Origin of the sequence: Arthrobacter sp. AG1021 (assembly GCF_003633665.1) — a bacterium.
GTDB lineage: Bacteria > Actinomycetota > Actinomycetes > Actinomycetales > Micrococcaceae > Glutamicibacter > Glutamicibacter soli.
This window is the reverse complement of the sequence record NZ_RBLB01000009.1, coordinates 398,605-415,466: the sequence shown is the minus strand read 5'-3', so window position 1 is coordinate 415,466 and position 16,862 is coordinate 398,605. Positions and strand designations below refer to the sequence as shown.

The 16,862-nt window shown below is 65.1% G+C and carries 10 protein-coding genes; 5 read left to right on the top strand and 5 right to left on the bottom strand.

What is annotated here, in order from left to right:
- Window positions 1–270: 270 nt before the first annotated feature.
- From DFO58_RS13080 to DFO58_RS13070, 3 genes are all read right to left on the bottom strand, one after another.
- Complete coding sequence (locus DFO58_RS13080; RefSeq protein ID WP_183043198.1) at window positions 271–1,632, bottom strand: permease; 1,362 nt, start codon at window positions 1,630–1,632, stop codon at window positions 271–273.
- A gap of 284 nt (window positions 1,633–1,916) precedes the next feature.
- The gene (locus DFO58_RS13075) at window positions 1,917–3,908 is read right to left on the bottom strand and encodes a hydantoinase B/oxoprolinase family protein (protein WP_120991291.1); all 1,992 of its coding nucleotides are present in this window, start codon (window positions 3,906–3,908) and stop codon (window positions 1,917–1,919) included.
- A gap of 1 nt (window position 3,909) precedes the next feature.
- Window positions 3,910–5,964, bottom strand: a complete 2,055-nt coding sequence (locus tag DFO58_RS13070; RefSeq protein ID WP_120991289.1) for a hydantoinase/oxoprolinase family protein — start codon at window positions 5,962–5,964, stop codon at window positions 3,910–3,912.
- Between the two features lie 210 nt (window positions 5,965–6,174).
- Between DFO58_RS13070 and DFO58_RS13065 the strand changes: the two genes are divergently transcribed.
- Window positions 6,175–7,719 carry a PucR family transcriptional regulator gene (locus DFO58_RS13065; RefSeq protein WP_286163594.1) on the top strand — a complete coding sequence of 515 codons (1,545 nt, stop codon included), beginning with the start codon at window positions 6,175–6,177 and terminating at the stop codon, window positions 7,717–7,719.
- 888 nt (window positions 7,720–8,607) lie between these two features.
- On the opposite strand, the gene DFO58_RS13055 is transcribed toward DFO58_RS13065, so the two are convergent.
- Entirely contained in the window at window positions 8,608–9,936 is a 1,329-nt protein-coding gene (locus DFO58_RS13055) for an MFS transporter (RefSeq protein ID WP_120991287.1), read from the bottom strand.
- Window positions 9,937–10,121: 185 nt separating this feature from the next.
- Here DFO58_RS13055 and DFO58_RS13050 point away from each other — a divergent pair, with 185 nt between their 5' ends.
- The 4 genes from DFO58_RS13050 (at window position 10,122) to DFO58_RS13035 (ending at window position 15,950) form a co-directional block, all read left to right on the top strand.
- On the top strand, window positions 10,122–11,042 hold the full coding sequence (locus DFO58_RS13050) for a LysR family transcriptional regulator (RefSeq protein ID WP_160309106.1): 921 nt from the start codon (window positions 10,122–10,124) through the stop codon (window positions 11,040–11,042).
- Between the two features lie 100 nt (window positions 11,043–11,142).
- On the top strand, window positions 11,143–12,783 hold the full coding sequence (locus DFO58_RS13045) for an amidohydrolase (protein WP_120991285.1): 1,641 nt from the start codon (window positions 11,143–11,145) through the stop codon (window positions 12,781–12,783).
- A gap of 85 nt (window positions 12,784–12,868) precedes the next feature.
- Window positions 12,869–14,527 (top strand): thiamine pyrophosphate-dependent enzyme, encoded by a 1,659-nt coding sequence (locus DFO58_RS13040; protein WP_120991283.1) that lies wholly within the window; start codon window positions 12,869–12,871, stop codon window positions 14,525–14,527.
- 49 nt (window positions 14,528–14,576) lie between these two features.
- The gene (locus DFO58_RS13035; protein WP_120991281.1) at window positions 14,577–15,950 is read left to right on the top strand and encodes an NAD-dependent succinate-semialdehyde dehydrogenase; all 1,374 of its coding nucleotides are present in this window, start codon (window positions 14,577–14,579) and stop codon (window positions 15,948–15,950) included.
- 314 nt (window positions 15,951–16,264) lie between these two features.
- Here DFO58_RS13035 and DFO58_RS13030 read toward each other — a convergent pair whose 3' ends face one another.
- The gene (locus DFO58_RS13030; protein ID WP_113607136.1) at window positions 16,265–16,741 is read right to left on the bottom strand and encodes a pyridoxamine 5'-phosphate oxidase family protein; all 477 of its coding nucleotides are present in this window, start codon (window positions 16,739–16,741) and stop codon (window positions 16,265–16,267) included.
- Window positions 16,742–16,862 lie beyond the last annotated feature (121 nt).

The following is a 16,862-nucleotide window of genomic DNA, read 5'->3' as shown; positions in this document are numbered from 1 at the left end:
AGGTAGTTGGAACCGGGGTACCGTTTCGCGCTATTCGGTAGCTACTGAACATTCGGAGGTTTGCGAGCCACCAAAATTGCCGATTGGGCCCACTTAATATCATCGTTCAGAGCCACCTGCACGATTGCTGCACCGGTAAAGGACTCGGCCTATATCGCTGCAAACGCTGTTCGCATTGATGACTGGGGTATTTCGTCATACCAATTTGGTGCTGTTGGGCGCATTCAATGAATGCACCCAACAGCACCGCTAATCTTTCCCATGTGGGTACTACAACTGCTTCACCGATGCCAATGCATCGTGGTGTCGCTTGGCGCGGGCGCCAGGGTTCCAGATCGCGTAAATCGTGGCGGCTAGGACCGGAGTGATGAAGACACCCAGGTTTGCGCCCCATGCGCTGCCGGATTGGACCATGGCGATGCCCACCGCTGCTGAGATGACCCAAGCACTGACGCCAGCTGCGTTGAATGCCGGGAACGTGCGGTCGGGCAGGTTCGGGCTGTCCGGCTGGAGCGAGAACTTCTTCTCGTAGCGGATGTGCACCAGGGCGATTGCGACCCAGCCGGTGACCAAGGCACCCTGCCAAGACAGCGCCAGCAGCAGGTACTGAACCACTGGCAGCAGCATGAGCAGGTAGATGATGACCGCTCCGATGAATACCCATGCCAGGCTCGGCAGCTTCAGACCCAGTGCCCGGGAACCGAATTCCTTCAAGTTCGAGATGCCCAAGGCGTAGTTCGCGGTGTTGATACGGGTCTGGGAAACGAAGATGACCAGCAGGCCCAGCGGGCCCATGAGCTGCACGAGTGCACCGGCGACGCCGGTCTCGGTGGCCTCGGCACCCGGAATGGTGAAGGTCAGGTAGATGCCGATCAGCGAGTTGGCGCCGAAAGCCAGGGTGTAGAACAGCCAGCCGAAGGTGTAGCGCTGGTGGACCTTGACGTCCTTGGCGCGACCCAGCGAGGCGAAGTCCACGGTGTACATCATCAGGATCCACACGCCCATGAAAGCTGCGCAGGTGGCCAGCCAACCGGGGCCGCCGGCAGTGAAGGGCAGGGGACCGGTGGAGTGAGTCAGCCAGGAGCTTCCGCCAGAGTGGGCGATGGAAGCCCAGATGACCGCGGTGAGCAGGCCACCCCAGTAGATCGGCAACAGCCAGCCGTTGATCTTGTCCAGCCAGCGCTGGATGCCTCCGGCAATCAGCGGCAGGGTGTAGAGCACCACCAGCGCGTACCAGAGCTGGATCGGGCCGCCGAACTGCGCCTGGAAAGCGTAGCCCAGGATGGCTCCTTCGAAGACCGCGTAGTATATGGCGGTGGCTGCGAAAATCAGGGTGGCCAGGACCGCGCCCTTGCGGCCCAGCAGCGTGCGGGAGAACTGGGCGACGGTCAGCCCGCTGCGCAGCGCGTAGCCTGCGAGGATGCGGTTGATGGCGCCGTAGATGACAATCGTGATGGCCAGGCCGATGAGCGTATCGATGGTGCCGTAGGCCTGGGCGAGCGATGCCCCGATGTAAATGAAGAACATGGCCGAAACCAGTCCGTACCAGGCCATGGACAGCGAGCCTGCGCTCATCTTCGCCGAGGCGGATTGCTCCATCTCGGGAAGATCCGTGGACGAGTTTGTTGACATGGAACTTCTCCTTTGAATATGGCGTGAGCCATCACATCCCGTAGCGAGTGCGCGAGTATGGCCTGGGCCTGATGTGGGTGGTGCAAGGAAAAACTGCCGGGGCCGGCGGGGAGCAGAGAATATCCGGGCGGGCTTGCCGGGTGAAGCGTGTCCAACAAAAGCCGCAGGTGGCGGCGGGTGAAACAGGGCGGTGCGGGAAACGATCTTTGTGGGATCTTCCCCGCACCGCCCGGGCTGCACCTCATGGTGCAATGGGTGGTGCAATAGTGCGTGCTCTGCCGGGACTAGGCGTCCCAGTGGGCGGCCGAGCGGCGCTGCATCAGCTGGCGGTACTGGGTGGTGGAGTTCTCCAGCAGTTCGCCGGTGCCCCAGTGCAGGATCACGCCGTGGCGGCGGATGACATCCAGCATGTCCACGGTGCCTTCGCGGTAGCGGGCGGCCACCGCTTCGGCGTCCTCATCCAGCCAGCCGCGGCGGCTGGCGCGGATCTGGGTGCGCAGCGCCTCGGTGTCCTCAGCTAGGATGCGGTAGTCATCCAGTTCGGCGTCCACTTCCTCGATGACCACGCCGTAGTCGGCCGCGGCGCGGTCGATGGAGACATAGCCGTCAATGACGTCCTCCAGCACCTCTTCCGCGGTGCGCTGAAGCGGGTCGCCGAAGCCTCCGCCGCCGGCGGACGGGCGGGTGAACACGTCCCCTGGCTGGATCGGGACCGAGGAGAAGATGGAGCCCAGGAAGCGCTCGTCCTCGGTGCCCTGGTTCAGCCACACGCCGTGCGGGATGGAGGGCAGGCCGCCCTCGATGCCCCAGGTGATGGAACGCGAGCGGTCGCAGCAGTAGCTCATGACGGTGGAGTGCGCATCGGTGAGCATGCCGCCCTTTTCGATGCCCAGGCCGCCGCGGAAGCGTCCCGGTCCTGCCGAGTCGATGGCGATCTCGTGCTTGGTGGTCAGCACGGGGGACAGGCGTTCCTGGCCCTCGACCGGCTGCACCGCCAGGCCCGGACCGAAGACCGGTGCGGTGGCGGACGAGCCGTCCTTGGAGGAGCGTCCGCCCCAGCCGCCGGCCATCCAGTCGTACCACATGAAGTAATTGTCATCACTGGTGCGGGCATCGCGGCCGCCCACCAGCAGGTACTCCAGGTTGAAGGCGCAGGCCATGGCGCGCTCCGGCATGATCTGGCTCCACAGCTCGAAGATGCCGTTCATGATCTTCTCGTAGGGACCGGAGCAGAAGCCGGTCACCGCGTGCGGCCAGCCGGCGTTCACCACCGAGCCCTCCTCGCCGATTTCCGCCTGGACCGCGGCGTAGAAGCCGGAGTTCAGCGGCACCTCGGGGAAGAAGGTCTTGGTGCCCGCGTAGATGGCCGAGTGGCTGGTGCCGTAGCCGGAGTTCAGGAAGGTCGCCACCGCCGGAGCGGATTCGGACAGGTCGTAGTGGATGCCCTCCCCGTCCAAGGTCAGCTTGATCTTGATCGGCACCAGGCCTTCGCCCTTGCCCGGATCCACGTCCAGGTAGTCGGTGGTCTCCCAGGTGCCGCGCGGCAGGTCCTCCAGCTGGCGCAGCACGATGCGCTCCACGTAGTCCTGGGTTTCCTGCATCGCGGTGACCACGGTGTCCTTGCCGTACTTCTCCACCAAGCGCAGGATCTCGCGCTCGCAGACCGCGGTGGCCTCCGACTGCGCGTGCAGGTCTCCCATGGCCTGTTCCGGGGCGCGGGTGTTGGAGACCAGCAGCTGCGCTACGTCGTGCAGGAACACGTGCTTGGAGTAGACGCGCACCGGGGTGATGCGCAGGCCCTCGCCGAAGTGCTCGGAGGCGTTCACGTCGAAGGAACCGGGCACGTTGCCGCCGATATCCGCCCAGTGGCCCTTATTCTGGGCGAAGCCGATGATTTCCCCTTGCGAGAAGATCGGGCGGATGAAGGACACGTCGTTGAAGTGGGTGCCGCCGCGGTACGGGTCGTTGATCGCGAAGACGTCGCCGTCGTGGATGTCGGTGCCGAACTGCTCCAGCACTGCCTTGCACTGGAAGTGCAAGGTGCCCACGTGCACCGCGATGTCGCCCGAACCCTGCATCACCGTGTTGCCCTGCGCGTCGCACAGGGCGGAGGAGAAGTCGCGGGAGTAGATCACGAACGAGTAGCAGGTGCGCAGGATCTGTTCGCTCATCAGGTCCACGGAGGTGGCGAACGCGTTCTTCAGCACCTCGAAGGTGACCGGGTCCAGCGCTGGGCCGGAACTGCGGACAGCTGGGGTCTGGATAATCTGAGTCACTTTAGACCTCCGAAGAATTCTCTAGGTTGTGCAGGTGGATGCGGATGTTGCCCCAGCCGTCGATTTCGGCGGTGGTGTGCGGCGGGACCACGGTGGTGGAGTCCAGCTGGTCGATGATGGCAGGGCCTTCGAAGGTGGCGCCGGCCGGAAGCAGGCTGCGCTCGTAGACCGGGGTGTCCACCCAGCCGTCGGCGCCGAAGTACACCTCGCGGCGGGATGCCGGTGCGCCCGGATCCGCGGTGAGCTCGGTGGCCGGCACGAAGCCCGGCTTCGGGGTCTTGCCGATGGCGCTCAGGCCCAGCTGGTAGATCTCCACCGGCTGGTCTTCCTGGCTGAAAGCGAATTCCTTCTCGTGCTGCTGGTGGAAGGTCTGAACCGCCTGCTGCAGAGCTCCGGGGCCCTGGCCCATCGGCACCGCCAGCGAACGCCACTGGCCGGCGTAGCGCATGGAGATCTCGCGCTGCAGCATGGCGTCCTCGTCAGCCACGCCCTCGTGGCGCAGGCGGGCGGTGGCTTCCTTCTCCAAGGCGGCGAATTCGGCTTCCACGTCCTTCGGGTCGACTTGGTTGGCCGGGGCGTTGTACATCAGCGAGAGGTCGTGGCGGATGTCCACCAGCAGGCAGCCCAGCGCCGAGGTGACACCCGGGTTGGCGGGGACCACCACGGTCGGGATGGACAGCTCGCGGGCCACCTCCGCGCCGTGCAGGGCTCCGGCGCCGCCGAAGGCGATCAGCGCGAAGTCGCGTGGGTCGTAGCCGCGGCGGATGGAGACCAGGCGGACAGCGTCGGCCATGTTGGCGTTGGCGACCTGGACGATTGCGTGCGCCGCCTGCTCGGTGCTCATGCCCAGCGGCTTGCCGATGACCCGGTCGATGGCTTCCAGCGACAGCGAGCGGTCCAGCTCGCGGGCGCCGCCGGCCAGGGTGGTGCCCAGGCGGTTCATCGCGACGTTGGCGTCGCAGTTGGTCGGCGCCTCGCCACCGGTGTTGTAGCAGGCCGGGCCCGGGGCGGCGCCCGCGGACTGGGGTCCGTTGCGCAGCGAGCCGGCGATGTCCAGGTGGGCCAGCGAGCCGCCGCCGGCGCCGATGGTCAGCACCTCGATGGATGGGAAGACGATCGGGTGGCCGTATTCGACCTGCCATTCCTTGGTGATGCGCAGCTCGCCGCCGGAGACCAGGCAGATGTCGGTGGAGGTGCCTCCCATGTCCAGGCCCACCGCGTTCTCGAAGCCGCACTGGGCCGCGACGTGCTTGGCGGCGATGGCGCCGGCCGCGATGCCGGAGGCCGCCAGACGGACCGGGTAGCGCTTGACCATGCGCGGGGTCATGGAGCCGCCGCCGGAGTGCAGCAGCAACAGGTCGCCGGCGTAGCCGCCGGCCTTCAGCTCGGTGGCCAGGCGGTCCACGTAGCCGGTGACCAGCGGGGCGAGCACCGCGTTGGAGACGGTGGTGTTGAAGCGGTCGTGCTCGAAGATCTCCGGAAGGATTTCCGCGGATGCGGAGATCGCAGTGTCCGGCAGCTCCTCCTGGAGGATCTCGCGCATGCGGATCTCGTTGGCCGGGTTGGCGTAGGAGTTCAGGAAGCAGACCGCCACGGTGGTGACCCCGCGCTTGCGCAGCAGGGCGGCGAGCTGGCGGGCTTCGGTCTCATCCAGTTCGGTAATGATATTGCCGGCGTAGTCGGTGCGCTCGGTGACCTCGAAGCGGTCGCGGCGGCGGATGTACGGGCCGGAGACGTCATTGTAGGCGTCCCACAAGTCGTCCTTGGTGCCGTCGCCGATTTCAATGGCGTCGCGGAAGCCGCGGGTGGTGACCATGGCGGCCTTCGGGAAGCGGCGGGTGATCAGCGCGTTGGTGGCAACGGTGGTGCCGTGCGAGAACAGCGAGACATCGGCCAGGTTGACCTCCGCGCGGCGCACGCCGCTCATGACCGCTTCCATCGGATCATGCGGGGTGGAGGGAACCTTGGTGACGCGCATGCTCTGGGTTTCATCATCAAAGATGCAGACGTCGGTGAAGGTTCCTCCAACATCTACGGCGACTCTCAGGTTGGCCATGATCTCTCCTTGTGGTGACGCTTGGAACTTGTGGTATCCACTGTGATGTGTGACGCACATCTCTGTCATTGGTGGAATTCAAAGCTCGGCGCGCGTAGATTGTAGTTTCTACAACGGCCCCGGAGTTCCGCGGGAATCGGGGCCGGCCGGGACAAGAAAGTTGGTGCGGTGGGCGAGCGCGAGCCATTGACGGTGCAGGAATTGCTTCACGTGAGGTCACTGGGATTGCACGCGGAGGTGCTGCCGCACCCCGAAATCGAGGTCAGCGGGGCGCACACCTCCGAGATCCACGACCCCGGGCGCTGGTTCGATCCGGGAAACATCATGCTCACCACCGGGCTGCGCCTGCAGGGCGAGCAGGACCTGGAGGCGGCCGCCGCGGGCCTGGCCGCCGCGCTGCGCCGGGCGCGGGTCTCCGCGTTGTGCTTCGGGCTGGGGATCTACTTCGAGGCGGTTCCCGTGGAACTCATCGAGGCCTGCCAGCGGGCGGACGTGAACCTGCTGACCGTGGCCCGGGACGTGCCGTTCAGCCACGTGGAGAAGTACGTCAATGCGCTGGGCCCGGTGGCCGAGGACTACGGCATGAAGCGCGCCATGTGGTTGACCAACGACCTGCTCGATTCCATCGCCTCCGACCAGCCGATCCCCTCGCTGATCCAGCGCGTGGCGGCCAACTGCCGCGGCGCGGCGATGCTCTACGAGGACACCGGCAAGCTGGTCGAGTCCAGCGGCGACGGCCCGGTGCACCTGGTGCTGCAGGCCATCACCAACCACGGGGTGCACTACGAGAAGATCAGCATCGGCCGCTGGCAGATCATGTACCGCACCATCGTGATGCGCGGGCGCGGCTACCACCTGGCCATTGCCAGCCGGAACGAGCAGGTGCTGGGCGAGGTGGGGGACATCCTGCTGGACACCACGCAGAAAATGCTCGGCGCCATCAAGGGGCTGCAGCACCTGGACGCCTCGCGGCGCCGCCACGAGAATTCGCAGCTGCTCACCAGCCTGCAGGACGGCATCGAGGTCTCCCGCGAACTGCGCTACTGGGAGTTGCTGCAGCCCTTCGGCTTCGAGGCCTACCAGCCGGTGCGCAGCGTCGCGGCGGTGGTGCTGCATGACGGCAGCCTGGGCCCGCGCCGGGTGGAAACCCTGCTCAGCTCCGCGCAGCGCGCCGGGGTGCCGCTGCTGTTCGCGGAAAACGGGCGCAGCAATGACATCCGCGCGGGATTCAACGCGCTGATCCCTGACACCAAGCTGGCGGTCGGGTGGCTGGCTGAGCAGCGGGAGAACCTGGCCATCGGACTGGGCGAGGCCTCCGGGTCGCTCTCGCGGATCCCGGAGCTGCTGCGCGGGGCGGAGCTCGCGGCCAAGGTGGCGCTGCGCGACACCGAGCACGAGCCGGGCACCGAAGGCCTGCTGCTGCGAGCGGATGACCTGGACCCGGCCACCTGGATGCTGGCCCGCGTGGACAGCCCGCTGGATCGGCAGCGGCTGGTGCGTTTCATCGCCCCGCTGCGCGAAGAGCCGGAGCTGGAGGAGACGCTTATCGCCTATCTGGCGCTGGACCAGGACATTTCACGGGCGGCGGCGGCGCTGTTCGTGCACCAGAACACCGTGCGCTACCGGATCAAGAAGGCCGCCGAGCTGCTTGGCGGCAGCATGGCCGAGGTGCGCCTGGTGGCAAGCCTGTACCTGTCCTATGAGCGGCAGATTACCGAGACCCGCAATCGGCAGCGCACGGACAAGTATAAGTAAACCTGCAAGTTGGTTCCTTCCGACCGGCTCCTAATCCTTGGAGGTTATGGGCGGATTCCCTGAAGCAAGGGAAGTAATGAAGGGTTGTGAAGGTACGCCAGCGATCATTGGGCCCCTGCATGCGTAGCTTAGAGACAATTCTGGTACTAGGTCATCTGAGGGTGCGAACCATATTGCTGAAGGTAGATATTCCTGTAGGACTATCCGGCATCGCACAGGGAGCGCTGCCGCCGTGCGAGCCTTGTGGCGATGGGTGAAAGTTCATGCGAACTAAACATCCGCAGGGTCCGTCCAGACCGGGGTGTTGGACAGTTGAAGGATCACGATTAGTGCGCAAGTTAGAAGTGCTCGGAAAGCCATTTGGGTGTGGGTGCATCCCAGGGTGGCCGTCTAGCAGATCCATGCCATGGCCCTCTCCGATTTCGTGGCCAGCTACCGAAATCGGAGTTAGGGATTTCGCAGCGCCAGAAGCAGATCACCTCGGCATGCTGCCAGCTCCAGAAACCTGTTGTTCCCACCAGAGCCCGCAATTCCGCGGCCACTCGCTCGTTTTCTGGATGTCCACATCACGCGTCTACCAAGTACGCGTTGTGTTCGAGGAACTTCTTGATGTCTTTCAAAACCCCAAGGTTGGCAGTGGTCGTGCCGGTTCGAGCACCACGGCCATGGTGCGCTTTCGCCACCGTCCTTTGCCCTCGGGTCGGTGCGTTCATGGTCCTGTTTATGGGGCGGCCACTCGACGCGTTCGGGTGAGCTTGCAGGGTGTTGGCCCACATCTATCCAGTTGTCACAACTTCCAGCGAGCATTGGCAAAGGACGGCTCTACCACGACGCGGATGTGGTGGTGGAGCCGCCCTGATTTTTTGACAGGTCCCGGATTCCCCGTGACTAGGAGGCGGTTGGCACCTGTGCGGCGCGGGCATCGCGCGCACTCATCTTGCGGTGCAGGCCCCAGACGCCGCCAATGGTGACCAGCGCGATGATCGCGTAGAACCCGGCCACACCCCACGGACCCCACGAGCCGAGGACGGCCTGGGCGATCAGAGGGGTGGAACCGCCGATCAGCGAGGCGCACAAACCGTTGGCCAATGCCACGCCGGTGAAGCGCACGTTGACCGGGAAGGCCTGGGAAAGGAACGAGGAAAGCATGGCGTAGTAACCGGTACCACCGAGGATCGAGACACCCAGCACCAAGGAAATGGCTGCGGCGTTGGCGCTCATGATGGCGAGGAACAGCGGCACGATGATCAGCAGGTTCAGGAGCAGGCCCCAGAGCATGACCGGCACACCGCCAATGCGCTCGGCGATTTTCGCGGCGATGGGCTGCCAAATGAACTGCACGATGGCCATGGCCAGCAAAATATTCAGGATGACCTGGCGGTCCATGCCCATGCCGCCGTTTTCCACGGACGTGGTGGTCCAGGACAGCAGGAAGGTGTTGTTGAAGAACGCAATCGCGATGCCCAGCACCGAAGCAGCGACTCCCAGCCAGACATAGGAGGAAGCGGTCCTGAAGACCTCGACCAGCGGCACCTTGACGACTTCGTGGGCGGCGCGGGATTCGGTGAAGTCCGCGGATTCTTCGACCTTTGCACGGATCATGAGGCCCACGATGACCAGCACTGCGGAGAAGAGGAACGGCACACGCCAGCCCCAGGACAGGAAGGCCGCGTCATCCAGCATCCCGACCAGCAGGAACATCAAGGTAGCAAGGATGGCGCCGGCCGGGGACCCCTGTTGTACCCAGGCGCCGGCCATGCCGCGTTTCTTTTCACTGGCGGATTCGGTGGCCATCAGCGTAGCACCGGCCCATTCGCCGCCCACCGCCAGGCCCTGCAAAGCACGAAGGACGACCAGGGCCACTGGGGCGAGGACGCCGATGGTTGCGTAGCCGGGTAGTAACCCGATCAGGGTGGTGGCACCGCCCATGAGGAACAGCGTAGCCACCAGGACGTTCTTGCGCCCGAAACGGTCACCCAAATGCCCGAACAGCACCCCGCCTAAGGGCCGAGCCAGAAAGCCGACCCAGAATGTCGCGAAGGATGCCATGATGCCGGCCCCGGGAGCGATGTCCGGGTAGAACACCTTTCCGAAAACCAAGGCGGCGGCCGTGCCGAAGATGAAGAAGTCGTACCACTCGATGGCGGTGCCCACGAAGGCTCCTGCGGTGGCCCGGGTTTGACGCTGTTGGGGCGTCAGGGAGCGAGATGTTTTCATGCGGTTGTCCTTGGGTGATGCGCGTTCTTGTTCAAGTGAGCCGCGCCATAGGTTTGCGTCACTTTCAGTATTGCCGGGCCGCGCTGTCTGCGTCTAAGACCAGATAGGAAGTGAAATCATGCCGTTTGGTTATGGATTGTCGGATTCTCGATTGCACTGGTCGCCATGTTGCTATCTTCTTAAGCATGAACATTCGCCGACTGCAGTATTTCATCGCCGTTGTCGAGCACGGTACCGTGACGGCCGCCGCGGAGGTCCTCCATATCGCCCAACCGGCCCTGAGCCGACAGCTGAAGACCCTGGAGCGCGAATTGCGCATCGAGCTTTTCCAGTCTGCGGGCAACCGGCTCGTGCTGACCAACAGCGGGAGGGCCTTCGTCCCCATGGCGCGCAAGCTGCTGGCCGAATCCCGTGACTTGGACGCGGCCGTTCAGGTTCTGCGTACGGGCCAGGTTCAGCGTCTCTCTTGCGCGGCAACGACGGCCTCTCTGCGTGGATTCTTGTCGAACTTCATTGCCGAGCTCGGGCCGGACCAGCCGACAATTGTGGCCCGGGAAACGGGGCACTTCGAGCTGGAATCGGCCCTGCTCGATGACCTCGACTTCATCATCACCCCGACTATTCCCACTGGCGATCTGGCAACCGTCATGCTGGGAGATGTGCCGATCCGCGCCCAAGTGCCAGCAGGGCACCGCTGGCTGGGGGAAAGCCGCCGAGGGATCGAACTCTCGGAGCTGGTTGACCAGCCGCTGATCCTCTCTCCGGAACACTCGGTCAGTCGCCGGATTTTTTCTGAAGCGCTCGAACGCCAAGGGCTGCGGATTGAGCGCGCAGAGGTGTGCGACGACGGGTTGGTTTCCCACGCCTTGGTCGCCTCCGGCCGCGGCATCGCGGTCAATACCGAATATCCTGCCTTCGGGGTGCGCGGAATACCCCTTTTCGAGCAACTAGGCGTGCCAGATGCCAGTCCGTTGACGCTTCACATGTACATGGCCTGGCGTCGAGGCCACTACGCGGAAGCGAAGCTTCGCGAACTGGCCTCAGGGCTGATGGAAATGGTGGGAGGGCGGCAGGAGTCCTGGGATGTTCCAGGGCGCGATGCATAACTTTTGAGCATGTTAAATAGATCTTTTATGCATTAGACAGCATGGACTTTGCGTGCGGATACTTGAGGCAGATCACTTCAAGCTCGACGCAGGAGGACCCATGTTCGACGTGCTCTACACCAACGGAACCATCCACACTCAAGACCCGCGACGTCCGATGGCAAAGGCACTGGGGGTGCATCAAGGACGCATCATCTGCCTGGATGACCAAGTGGAGACCCGCCACTTCGCGCAGGTGGTCGACCTCGGCGGCGCGTCAGTCGTTCCCGGCTTCAACGACGCCCACCTGCATCTGACCTTCATCGGGGATGCCCTGCGCCAGGTCGACCTTCGTCCGCAGGCAGTGAAGACCATGGACGAGTTGCTGGCCGCTGTGGATTCCGCGGCTCGTGAGGCCTCCGATGGTGCCTGGGTCATCGGCACTGGCTACGACCAGAACTTCCTTGGCGATGCACACCCCACCGCGCTGGCGCTGGACGCGGTCAGCCACGGCCACCCGGTCTTCCTGTGGCACGTATCACGCCACATGGCCGTGGCCAACACCCACGCCTTCGAGCTCTCCGGCTACCCGGAACGCCGCAACGTGCCGGTGCCCGACGGTGGTGCGGTGCCCAAGGATTCCGCCGGACTGGCTCTGGGCTTGCTGCAGGAAACCGCCCGCGCCTTGGTACTGGATCACATCCCGGCTAAGACAATTGAGGACGTGGCCGAGCTGGTGGCCGCCGGTTCGCAGGAAATGCTCAAGCTGGGCGTTACCTCCATCACCGAGCCCGGCGTCGGCGCCCCGGACCACATCGGGCAGAGCACCGTGGATTTGGCCGGCTACCAGCTGGCCCGCGAGCGCGGCCAGCTGGGCGTGCGCGCCACCCTGATGCCCTACCTGACCACCCTGCACCCGCTGGACACCGACAAGGTTGACGGACACACCCGTTACGGCCTGGATTTGGGCCTGCGCAGTGGCTTGGGCGACGACTTCTTGCGACTGGGCCCCACCAAGGTGCTCTCCGACGGTTCGCTGATCGGGCGCAGCGCATTCATGTGCTGCGACTACGCCATCGACGAAGGCAACCGCGGGCTGCTGCAGTTTCCCGAGGACACGCTGCGCGAAAAGCTGATCGGCGCCCACCTGGCCGGCTGGCAGCTGGCCGTGCACGCCATCGGCGACGCCGCGCTGGACGTGGTGATGGACATTGTCGCCGAGGCGCAGTCGCTGCTTCCGCGCACCGACGCCCGCCACCGCATCGAGCACGCCTCGATGGCCTCCGACGCGCAGATCGCCCGCATGGTCCAGCTGGGACTGGTCCCGGTCCCGCAGGGCCGGTTCATCCACGAGCTGGGCGACGGGGTGGCCACCGCGCTGGGAGCCGAACGCCAGCCGCTGGCCTACCGAGTGAAGTCCTTCCTGGACGCCGGCCTGGTCATCCCCGGCTCCACCGACGCCCCGGTGGTCAGCGCGGATCCGATCCTGAACATCGCCTCGCTGGTGCAGCGCACCACGCAGGGCGGTGCCCCCTTCACCGATTCAGAGAAGCTCACCGTGGCCCAGGCGGTGCATGCCTACACCGTGGGCAGCGCCTACGCGGTGCACGAGGAGTACTACAAGGGCAAGCTGGTCCCCGGACAGCTGGCAGACTTCGTAGTGCTCTCCCAGGACCTCTACGAGATCGACGCCGAGCAGATTGCCGAAACCCGCGTGCAAGCCACCGTGGTGGGCGGGGCGCTGGTTTATGGCGACCTCTAGCTCGGCCGCGGCCGCACCGGCCGCCCCCGCACATCCCACCGATTCCATCCCCGCACACCGCACAGCAGCACACAGGAGCAACCCCATGAGCAACTCCCCGAGCAACCCCACCCACGCCGGACAGGCCATCGTCGACTCGCTGGCCCTCCACGGGGTCGACCGCATCTTCACCGTCCCGGGCGAGTCCTACCTGGCCGTGCTCGACGGCCTGCACGGGGCGAACATCGAGAACGTGATCGCCCGCCAGGAAGGCGGCGCCTCCTACATGGCCGAGGCCTACGGCAAGTTCACCGGACGTCCCGGCGTGGCCATGGTCACCCGCGGCCCCGGCGCCTCCAACGCCTACGTGGGCATCCACACCGCCTGGCAGGACGGCACCCCGATGGTGCTGTTCGTGGGCCTGATCCCGGTGGCGGACCGCATGCGCGAATCCTTCCAGGAATTCGACCCCTACGCCTGGTTCGGCACCCAGACCAAGCGCGTCTTCGTGCTCGACGAGCCGAACCGCGCCTCCGATGTCGTGGCCGAGGCCTTCTTCGCCGCCTCCTCGGGGCGCCCCGGCCCGGTGGTCGTGGGCCTGCCCGAAGACGTAATCACCAAGGAATTCACCGCCGCGCTCACCGCGCCGATCCCGGTTGCCGAGGGCGCAGTGGACGCCGCGCAGCTCGAGGCGATCACCCAGGCGCTGGACGGCGCGCAGCGTCCGCTGCTGATGGTCGGCGGGCAGCGCTGGAGCGCACAGGCCGCCGCCCAGGTCACCGCCTTCGCCGAGAAGAACAACATCCCGGTGGTGCAGGACTGGCACGCCGCGGACCGCATCCCGTTCGGCTCCCCGGTCAACATGGGCTCGCTGGGCTACGGACGCTCGGCCGCCGCGGCCACCATGCTCGCCGACGCCGACGTGCTAGTAAGCATCGGTTGCGTGCTGGGTGATGTCTCCTCCGACGGCTACACCCTGCGCCAGGACCCGGACGCCGTGAACTACGTGATCAGCCCGGACACCACGCTGCGCGGACGCTCGGGCAACCTCAGCGCCCACGTGCTGGCCTCCCCGGTGGCCTTCGCCGCCGCGCTGGAAGGCATCGAGCTGGGCGCCGGTGAACGCTGGGAGGATTGGCGCGCCGCCGGCCGCGAGGCCCAGGTGAAGGTTTCCACCATCCCGGGCGACGAGCAGCTTCCGGCCACCGCCCCGGGCACCGCCCGCATGTCCGTGGTGATGCGCGAACTGATCTCGCGCCTGCCCTATGACGTGGTGAACTCCGTGGGCGCCGGCAACCACACCGCCTGGGCCCAGTGGTACATGCCGACCAACGTCTTCCCTTCGGCGCTGTCCACCCGCAACGGCTCCATGGGCTACTCCATCCCGGCCGCCGTGGTGGCCGCCAAGCAGGCCCCGGCGCGCCTGTCGGTGGCCGTGTGCGGCGACGGCGAGTTCCTGATGAACGGCCAGGAGTTCGCCACCGCGGCGCAGTTCGGCGCCCCGATCCTGGCCGTGGTCATGGACAACCGCCAGTTTGCCACGATCCGCGACCACCAGGAGCACCACTTCCCGGGCCGCGTCTCCGGCACCCAGCTGCAGAACCCTGACTTCGCCGCCTTTGCCCGTGCCTTCGGCGGGCATGGCGAATACGTTGACGACGATGCCCAGGCCGCCGAGGCCGTGCAGCGTGCGCTGGCCGCCGTGGCCGAAGGCCGCCCGGCCCTGATCCACGTGGTCACCGACCAGGCCATCGCCCTGCCCTAGCGCAGTCCGGTCCGCCGAGAACATCCCAACTTTTCCAAGGAGCACGTCAATGAGCACCTATGCAGTCACCAATCCCGCCACCGGGCGCGTGGAGGCCAGCTACGATACGGCCACCGATGCGCAGGTCGCCCAGGCCGTCGCGCAGGCCGATGCGGCCTTCCGCACCTGGTCGAAGTCCGCCATCCAGGACCGCGTGGACCTGCTGAACCGCGTCGCGGACCTGTATGCCGAACGCCGCGAGCAGCTGGCCGCGATCATCACCCGCGAGATGGGCAAGCCGATCTTCCAGTCTGGAATTGAGATCGATATCGTTGTCTCGATCTACCGCTACTACGCGGCGAACGGCCCGAAATTCCTGGAAGACGAGGAACTGGAAGTCGCCGCCGGGGGCAGGGCTGTCATCCGCAAGGAGGCGGTCGGCGCGCTGCTGGGCATCATGCCGTGGAACTTCCCGTACTACCAGGTGGCCCGCTTCGCCGCGCCGAACCTGATGAACGGCAACACCATCGTGCTCAAGCATGCCCCGCAGTGCCCGGAATCCGCGCTGGCCATGGAACAGATCTTCCTGGACGCAGGAGCCCCACAGGGCGCTTACGTCAACATCTTCGCGACCAACGAGCAGGTCGCGGACGTCATAGCCGACGCCCGCATCCAGGGTGTCTCGCTGACCGGCTCGGAGCGTGCCGGTTCCGCGGTGGCGGAGATCGCCGGACGCAACCTGAAGAAGGTGGTGCTGGAACTGGGCGGCTCGGATCCGTTCCTGGTGCTGGATGACGCCGACGTGCCGGCCGCCGCGAAGCAGGGCCTATTCGGCCGCTTCGGCAACACAGGCCAGGCCTGCAACGCGGCCAAGCGCTTCATCGTCGACGAGTCGGTGTACTCCGAGTTCGCCGCGAACTTCGCCGACGCGGTGGCCGGGATCATCGTGGGCGACCCCACCGACCCGAACACCTTCATGGGCCCGCTGTCCTCGATTGCGGCCCGTGACGGCCTGGCCGCGCAGGTGCAGGATGCCATCGACAAAGGCGCTACGGTTCTCGCCGGCGGAGCCAAGATCGAAAGCACAGGCGCATACTACGCTCCGACTATCTTGGCCGACGTCACCCCGGACATGCGTGCGTATTCGGAAGAGCTGTTCGGCCCGGTGGCAGTGCTCTACAAGGTCTCCGGCGACGACGCCGCGGTTCAGTTGGCCAACAGCTCGGACTACGGGCTGGGCGCCTCGGTGCAGACCCAGGATCCTGCGCGTGCGCAGGCCATTGCCGCCCGCCTGGAAACCGGTATGGTTTCCATCAACGAGCCGTCCGGCACCGCCGCGGAGCTGCCCTTCGGCGGCGTGAAGCGTTCGGGCGTGGGTCGTGAGCTGGGCAAGTTCGGGATGGCCGAATTCGTGAACCACAAGCTGGTGAAATTTCCAGGCTAGCGCGCACGATCATGCGCCCGCGGTTGCCTAGAGATAGTTCCGCTCCCGCCTACTTCCCGAATTCCTTGGAAGTAGGCGGGGGTCTGCGGTAGAGAGGCATGTGGCACGTTCCCTTGCTATACATGCTCGTTGGCGTAGGCTCATATATGTCCTTTCTGAACTTGAGGTCTAGCTGGGCAACTCCTAAACTTGGTACTTTCCCGACTGTGCAGTGTTGAACGCTCCAACAGACGTGACTCTTATTGCTTCATGTCGAGGTTGCATTCAATCTCTTGACTAGTTGACTCACGCGTCACTAGTCGGCGCGCGCGAATTTAAAGGTCAACCACCCCAGAATCGCCGGGGTGCGCCTGCTCTCCGGTCAGCTTGTGCTTGACCCAGCTGGCGGCCAGGCTGACCGGCCCTCCCGGATTTTCCCAGTACTCGGCGGATTCGGAACTCACATGCAGCAGCGCGACATTCGGCGATTTGGCTCCGCCGCGGGCGAATGCCTCGACCGCAGGGTTCCAAAGTTCCTCCTTCTTGCCGACATCGCGCACGATCTCAGCGGTGCCGCGGACGGAGACCCAGCTCGTCTTGTCGGAGAACGAGATGTTGATGTTGCGATCCTTCGCCACTTCCTGGGCGATTTCGGATTCTGTCGCGATGAAGAACCAGAGGTCGCCGTCGTCGGTGACTTGAACTGCTGTCAAGGGCCGGCTGAGCAGGTTCTCTCCCGACCGGGTGGTCAGCATGCCCACCTTGATGTCCTCGATGATCTTGACGACTTTTTCTACGTCATTGGTGCTCATGTGTTCCTCCAAAAAGAAGTATTGGATTTGCTTGGGATGTTTTAGTTGGTTGGGATGCGCTTTGAGACGAGATGCCAACTTGTGAGTTTCGGTTAAAACCCTGGCAACCCCCTTGCGGCAG